Source organism: Geodermatophilus maliterrae (assembly GCF_041018925.1).
In the GTDB taxonomy this organism is placed as follows: domain Bacteria; phylum Actinomycetota; class Actinomycetes; order Mycobacteriales; family Geodermatophilaceae; genus Geodermatophilus; species Geodermatophilus maliterrae.
This window is the reverse complement of record NZ_JBFNXQ010000160.1, coordinates 1-7,365: the sequence shown is the minus strand read 5'-3', so window position 1 is coordinate 7,365 and position 7,365 is coordinate 1. Positions and strand designations below refer to the sequence as shown.

The following is a 7,365-nucleotide window of genomic DNA, read 5'->3' as shown; positions in this document are numbered from 1 at the left end:
GCCCGGGCCCCCCCCCCCCCCCGGGGGCCGGGGCCGGGGCCGCGGCCGGCGGGGCCGGACCGGGTCGACGGCGTGCGCGGGCACCGGCAGCAGCCAGCGGGCCAGGCGGCTGCGCTCGGCGCGGCGGGCGTGCTCGATGGCCTCGGGCTCGGAGCGGGCGAAGCGGATGAGGATCCCCACGATGAAGAGGGTGAGCACCAGCGAGGTGCCCCCGGCGGAGACCAGCGGCAGCGTGACCCCGGTGACCGGGAGCAGGCCGACCACGTAGCCCATGTTCATGGCCGCCTGGCCGACCAGCCAGACGGTGATCGCCACGCTGGCCAGCTGGATGAACCGGTCGGCCGAGCGGTGGGCGATGCGGAAGCCGGCGTAGGCCAGCACCGCGTAGAGGGTGACGACGACCAGGCAGCCGAGGAAGCCGAGCTCCTCGCCGATGATCGCGAAGATGTAGTCCGACTCGGCCTCGGGCAGCAGGTTCCACTTCATCGCGCTGTTGCCCAGGCCCACGCCCCACAGGCCGCCGGTGGCCAGCGCGTAGAACCCGCGGATGGCCTGGAAGCCGGTGTTGGTCGGGTCGGCGAAGGGGTCCAGGAACGCGGTGATCCGCTCCAGCCGGTAGGGCGCGGTCACCACCAGCAGGACGACGGCGGTGACGCCGCTCGCCCCGATGAGGGCCCAGACCCGCCACGGCGCGCCCCCGGCGTGGAGCAGCCCGAACAGCACCAGCGCGAGGCTCACCACCGCGCCGAAGTCCGGCTCGCGGATGAGCAGGACCGAGAGGACCAGGAAGACCGGGACCAGCGGCAGCAGCAGCGTCTTGACCGTCAGGTGCCGCCCCCGCAGGGCCAGCACGTGCGCGCCCCACAGCGCGAGGACGAGCTTGGACAGCTCGGAGGGCTGGAAGTCGGTGAACCCGAGGCTGATCCAGGCCCGTGAGCCGTTGTAGGTGGTGCCGATCCCGGGCACGAGGACGGCGAACAGCAGGACGGTGACGACGACCAGCGCCACCGGCGACCAGCGCCGCAGCAGCCCGACCGGCAGCCGCACCGCCACGACCAGCGCGACCAGGCCGAGGGCGGCGAAGACGAGCTGGTCGAGCCCCGGCTGCCACGCCGACTCGTCGTTGAGGGCCGCCTCGATCGCCGACGCGGAGAAGACCATGACCAGCCCGATGGCCAGCAGCAGCCCCGCCGCGCCGATGACCAGGTGGCAGCTGGTCATCGGGCCGTCGAGCCAGGCGGGCCCGCGCAGCCGCGGCGGCACCCCCGGAGCGGCCCGGCCGGGGGTGCGGCGGGTGCCGCCTCGGGACGGAGCGGTCCGGCTGTCCATCCCGCCATCGTCGCCGCTGGTCGCGCCACGCCGGGGCAGCGACGGGGCGTGTCGCGCCGGGCGGACGCGGGCCGGCCTGCTCACAGCCGGGCGCTCACAGGCCGGTGACGGTCAGCCAGTCGGCGTAGAACAGCCCCAGACCGAAGGCCACGGCCATCCCGGTCACGAGCCAGAACCGCACGATCACCGTGTTCTCCGCCCACCCGGCCAGCTCGAAGTGGTGGTGCAGCGGGGCCATGCGGAAGACGCGGCGCCGGGTGGCCCGGAAGAACGCCACCTGGATGACCACCGACAGCGTGACGGCGACGAACAGGCCGCCGAGGACGATGAGCAGCAGCTCGGTGCGGGTCACGACGGCGATGCCGGCCATGAGGCCGCCGAGGGCGAGCGAGCCGGTGTCACCCATGAAGATCCGCGCCGGGCTGGTGTTCCACCACAGGAAGCCGAGACACGCGCCCAGGGCCGCGGCCGCGACCAGGGTGACGTCGAGCGGGTCGCGCACCTCGTAGCAGCCGTCGACCGCGGCGGCGACGCAGTCGTGGGTGAACTGCCAGAAGCTCATGACGACGTAGGCGCCGAACACCATCGCCGAGCAGCCGGCCGCCAGCCCGTCGAGGCCGTCGGTGAGGTTGACCGCGTTGGAGAACCCGGCGATGAACAGGTACGCCAGGACGACGAACCCGACCGAGCCGAGGAACAGCGGCTCGATGTCGCGGACGTAGGAGACCGACTCCGACGCCGGGGTGATCCCGCCCTCGTCGGGGAAGTTGAGCCCGAGGACGGCGAAGCCCACCCCCACGACCAGCTGGCCGACCAGCTTCGCCGTCTTGTTCAGGCCCAGGCTGCGCCGGTGACGGATCTTCAGGTAGTCGTCGAGGAAGCCGACGGTGCCCAGCCCCACCATGAGGAACAGCAGCAGCAGGCCGGTGGCGGTGACGCCGCGGCCGGGCTGGTCGATCAGGAACAGGTGGGCGATCAGGTAGCCGCCGACGGTCGCCCCGACGATGACGGTGCCGCCCATGGTGGGCGTGCCCTTCTTCGACAGGTGCGACTCGGGGCCGTCGTCGCGGATCTCCTGGCCGAAGCCCCGGCGCCGGAAGGTGCGCACGGCCAGCGGCGTGCAGAGGATCGAGATGATCAGCCCGATGGACGCGGCGACGAGGACGGACTTCACGCGCCTGCCCCGGCGGTGAGCAGGTCGGCGGCGAGCAGCTCCAGCCCGTGGGACCGGCTGGCCTTCACCAGCACGACGTCACCGGGCACCAGCACCTCCGACAGCAGTTCGCGGGCGGCCACCCGGTCGGGCACGGACACCGCGCCGTCCCCCTCGCGGGCACCGGCGGCCGTGGCACCCGTCGCTATCCCTACCGCATCGGGTCCGACGGCCACGACGAGGTCCACCCCCGCGGCGACGGCGTCGCGGCCCAGGCGCTCGTGCTCGGCAACGGCGTCGGCACCCAGCTCGGCCATGCCGCCGAGGACGGCCACCCGGCGGGTGCCGGCCAGCCCGGCGAGGGCGGCCAGGGCGGCCCGCATCGACTCGGGGTTGGCGTTGTAGGCGTCGTTGACCACCGTGACCCCGTCGGGCCGGCGGGTGACCTCCATGCGCCAGCGGCTGCGCGGCTGCGCCGCGGACAGCGCGGCGGCGACGGCGGCCGGGGTCATGCCGGCGGCCAGCGCCGCGCCGGCGGCCGACAGCGCGTTGGCCACCTGGTGCTCGCCCACCACCTGCAGCGCCACCGGGTGCTCCTCGCCGCCGGCCACGAGGGTGAACCGGGCGCGGGCGGCGTCGTCGAGCGCGACGGCGGTGGCCCGGACGTCGGCACCGGCCGAGCGGCCGGTGGTGACCACCCGGGCGCGGGTCCGCGGCGCCATGCCGGCCACCCGCGGGTCGTCGGCGTTGAGGACGGCCGTGCCCGACTCCGGCAGCGCCTCGACCAGCTCACCCTTGGCCTGCGCGATGACGTCGGCCGAGCCGAACTCGCCCAGGTGCGCCGAGCCGACGTTGAGGACCACGCCGACGTCGGGCCGGGCGACGGCGCACAGCCGGGCGATGTGCCCGATCCCGCGGGCGCCCATCTCCAGCACCAGGTACCGGGTGTCCGCGTCGGCCGACAGCACGGTGAGCGGCAGGCCGATGTCGTTGTTGTACGAGCCGGGCGGGCTGACCGTCGGCCCGGCGGTGGCGAGCACCTGGCCGAGCAGGTCCTTGGTCGAGGTCTTGCCCGACGAGCCGGTGATGCCGAGCGTCGTCAGGCCCGCGGCGGCCAGCCGACCGTGCACCAGGGCGGCGAGCCGGCCGAGGGCGGCCACGGTGTCCTCGACGACCAGCGCCGGCAGCGGCCCGCCGGGACGGCTGGTCAGCGCGGCGACGGCGCCGGCGGCCGCGGCGGCGTCGAGGTAGTCGTGCCCGTCGACGCGCTCCCCGGCCACGGCGACGAACAGGTCGCCGGCGGAGACGCCGCGCGAGTCGAGGGTCACTCCGGTGACGGTCCCCTCGGCGGCGTGCGGCAGCGCTGCGCCGACGGCCTCCGCGACCTCGGCGAGGGTCAGGGCGATCACCGGCGGGCCGCCCCGGCGGGCGTCAGCGTGGCGAGCACCTCGCGCAGCACGGCGCGGTCGTCGAACGGCGTCACGGTGCCGGCGACCTCCTGACCCGACTCGTGTCCCTTGCCTGCGACCAGCACCGTGTCGCCGGGCCGCGCCAGCTCCACCGCGCGGGCGATCGCCGCCCGGCGGTCGCCGACCTCCTCCACCGCACCGCGCCGGTCGGCCGGCACCCCGGCGGTCATCGCGGCGCGGATCGCGGCCGGGTCCTCCGAGCGCGGGTTGTCGTCGGTGACGACGAGCAGGTCGCTGCCGAGGGCCGCGGCGGCGCCCATCGCCGGTCGCTTGCCGGGGTCACGGTCACCGCCACAGCCGAGCACGGTGATCAGCCTGCCCCGGGTCGCGCTCCGCAGCGCGGCGAGGGCGGTGGTGACGGCGTCGGGGGTGTGTGCGTAGTCGACGACGGCGGTGAACGGCTGGCCGGCGTCGACCGGCTCCATCCGGCCCGGCACGACCGTGCGGGCGATGCCCTCGAGGGCGGCGTCCACCGGCACGCCGATCGCGTCGAGCAGCGCGGCGGCGAGGACGGCGTTGGTGACGTTGAACCGCCCGGGCAGCCGGACGCGGGCCGGCCAGCTGCCGCCGGGCCCGGTCAGGGTGAAGGCCGAGCCGCCGTCGGGCGTGGTCGTGACGTCCGTCGCCGTCCAGTGCGCGGGCTCCCCGTCGAGGAGGGCTCCCTCCGCGGAGGCGGTGACCGCCCGGCCGCCGAGCATCCCGGCCAGGCGGCGGCCGGCGTCGTCGTCGACCACGACGACCTCGCGGGCGGCACGGCCGTCGAACAGCAGCGCCTTGGCCTGGAAGTAGTCCTCGAGGTCGCGGTGGAAGTCGAGGTGGTCCTGGCTGAGGTTGGTGAACCCGGCGGCGGCGAAGGCCACCCCGCCGACGCGGCCCTGCACCAGCGCGTGGCTGGACACCTCCATGACCACGGCGTCGACGCCGGACTCGGCCATGGTGGCCAGCAGCGCGTGCAGCACCGGGGCCTCGGGGGTGGTGCGGACGCTGGGGAAGGCGACCTCGGCGCCGCCGCGGCCGCGGGTGCGCGACTGCACGGTGCCGATGAGGCCGGTGCCGCGGCCGGCGGCGGCCAGACCGGCCTCGACCAGGTAGCTCGTCGTCGTCTTGCCGTTGGTGCCGGTGATGCCGATGACCGGCAGCCGGGCCGCGGGCTCGCCGTACACGCGCGCGGCGACGGCGCCGAGGACACCGCGCGGGTCGCCGGTCACGCAGACCGGCAGCCCGGTGGCCGCCGCCTGCTCCCGGCCGTCCGGGTCGGTGAGGACCGCGACGGCGCCGCGGGCGGCGGCGTCGGCGGCGAAGCGGACGCCGTGGGTGCGGGCGCCGGGCAGCGCGGCGTAGAGGTCACCGGGCTGCACCTCGGTGGAGGCGAGGGTGACGCCACGGACGGCGGTGTCGGGGTCGCCCTGCACGGGGTCGCCGACCAGGTCGGCGAGCGCACGGAGGGCGAGCGGGTGGGTCCCCGCTGGCCGGGGCACCGACCCGGGTCCGGTCGGGCTCACGTCGGGCCAATCTACCGGCGGACCGCCCCCGTCCCGCGCACCCGCGGGCACTCGGCGGTGTCCCGACCGTGCGAGGCCGCGGAGGCGCACGGTCGGCCCCGCGGCAGGCCGGAGGACGCCCGCGGCAGCGGGGGCCCTCAGTCGCCTGCGGCGGGCGTGCCCGCCCCGGTGCCGCCCGCCCTGGCGGCGAGGTCCTCGCCGGTGAGCGCGAAGTCCGGCCGCGCCGTGCCCGAGGGCACCACCCCGCCGTGGGTCAGCACGTAGCGCATGACATCGGCGAAGACGGGTGCGGCGACCTGGCCGCCCTCCGCGGAGCTGGTGGGCCGCTCGAGATCGACGGCGACGACGTACTGCGGGTCGTCGGCCGGGGCGAAGCCGACGAACGTCGTCACGTAGCCACCGCCCTCGTAGCAGCCGCACTCGGGGTTGGCCCGCTGCGCCGTCCCGGTCTTGCCCGCCACCCGGTAGCCGTCGACCTCGCCCAGGGGCGCGGTACCGCCCGGACCGACGACGGCCTCGAGCATGTACGCCAGGTCGTCGGCGGTGTCCTCGCCGATCACGCGGGTGGCCTCCGGCGCCTCCGGGGTCGACGTCGTCCCGTCGGGAGCGGTCACCGACTCGACCAGCCGCGGCGGGACGCGGACGCCGTCGTTGGCGATGGCCTGGAAGACCGAGGCCATCTGCAGCGTCGTCACCGAGACGCCCTGGCCGATCGGCACGTTGGCCGCGCGGCTCTCGGTCCAGTCGGCGGAGGCCTCGAGGATGCCGGCGCTCTCGCCGGGCAGCTCGATCCCGGTCTCCTCCCCCACGCCGAAGGCGCGCAGGTACCGCTCGAGCGTCGCGTCCCCCACCTGGCGGGCGAGCATGATCGTGCCGACGTTGCTGGACTTGGCGAGGATGCCGGTCACCGTCCAGTCGACCGGGTCGTGGTCGTGGGCGTCGGTGACCACCACGTCACCGGCCTGGATGTGGCCGTCGACGGTCAGCACGGTGTCGGGGGTGGCCTCGCCCTCCTCGACCGCGGCGGCCAGGGTCACCGCCTTCATGACCGAGCCGGGCTCGAACACGTCGGAGACCACCGGGTTGCCGAGCAGCGCCGGGTCGGTGCTGCCGGCCCGGGCGGGGTCGTAGCCCGGGCAGGAGCCCATGGCCACCACCTCGCCGGTGTGCACGTCGAGCACGACCGCCGAGGCGCGGGTGGTGGCGCCGTCGGCGCAGGCCTGCGCCAGCCGCTGCTCCACCGTGAACTGGACGTCCCGGTCGACGGTCAGCTCGACGGTGCTGCCGTCGGTGGCGGGGGTGGACTCGTCGATGCCCGACGGGATCGGGTTGCCGCCGCTGCCCACCTCGACCCGCCGCTGCCCGTCGGTGCCGGCCAGGGCGTCGTCGAACCGCAGCTCGACGCCGCCGAGACCCTCGCCGTCGCGGCCGACCCAGCCCACGATCTGCCCCCCGACGCTGCCCGCCGGGTAGAGCCGCACCGGGTCGTCCTCGAAGGAGACGCCGGCCAGGCCCAGCTCGTCGATGGCGTCGGTGGTCTCCGGCGGCACCTGCCGGGCGAGGACGACGTAGCGGCCCTCGGCGGTGAGCCGCTCGGTGAGCTCGTCCACGGGGAGGTCGAGCAGCGCGCTCAGCGCCAGGGCGGTGCGCTCGGGGTCGTCGACGACGGTCGGGTCGGCGACCACCCGGGACGCCTCGACGGTGTAGGCGAACGGGTTGCCGTCGCGGTCGACGACGGCCCCGCGCAGCGCCGCGATCGGGTACGTGCTCAGCCGGTCCTGCTCGGCGGCGTTGGCGTAGGCGCCGCCGTCGACGCCCTGCAGCAGGACGAGCTTGCCGGTGACCACGAGCAGCGGGACGACGACGAGCACCAGGCCCCACCACAGCCGGCCCGGCCCCGAGGTCAGCGGCC

General features: G+C 75.8%; 5 protein-coding genes. All 5 read right to left on the bottom strand.

The window, feature by feature from the left end:
- A partial coding sequence (gene ftsW / locus ABQ292_RS25625) for a putative lipid II flippase FtsW (protein WP_369210526.1) occupies nt 1-1,329 on the bottom strand: 1,329 nt, incomplete at its 3' end.
- Between the two features lie 94 nt (nt 1,330-1,423).
- Nucleotides 1,424-2,503 carry a phospho-N-acetylmuramoyl-pentapeptide-transferase gene (gene mraY / locus ABQ292_RS25620; RefSeq protein WP_369210525.1) on the bottom strand — a complete coding sequence of 360 codons (1,080 nt, stop codon included), beginning with the start codon at nt 2,501-2,503 and terminating at the stop codon, nt 1,424-1,426.
- Nucleotides 2,500-3,891, bottom strand: coding sequence for a UDP-N-acetylmuramoyl-tripeptide--D-alanyl-D-alanine ligase (locus ABQ292_RS25615; RefSeq protein ID WP_369210524.1), 1,392 nt, complete (start codon nt 3,889-3,891; stop codon nt 2,500-2,502). Before ABQ292_RS25615 ends, mraY begins: the two co-directional genes overlap by 4 nt.
- Nucleotides 3,888-5,453 carry a UDP-N-acetylmuramoyl-L-alanyl-D-glutamate--2,6-diaminopimelate ligase gene (locus tag ABQ292_RS25610; protein ID WP_369210523.1) on the bottom strand — a complete coding sequence of 522 codons (1,566 nt, stop codon included), beginning with the start codon at nt 5,451-5,453 and terminating at the stop codon, nt 3,888-3,890. The genes ABQ292_RS25615 and ABQ292_RS25610 overlap by 4 nt, the downstream gene beginning before the upstream one ends.
- A 137-nt stretch (nt 5,454-5,590) precedes the next feature.
- Nucleotides 5,591-7,365: peptidoglycan D,D-transpeptidase FtsI family protein (locus ABQ292_RS25605; RefSeq protein ID WP_369210522.1), on the bottom strand; the 1,775-nt coding region annotated here is incomplete at its 5' end.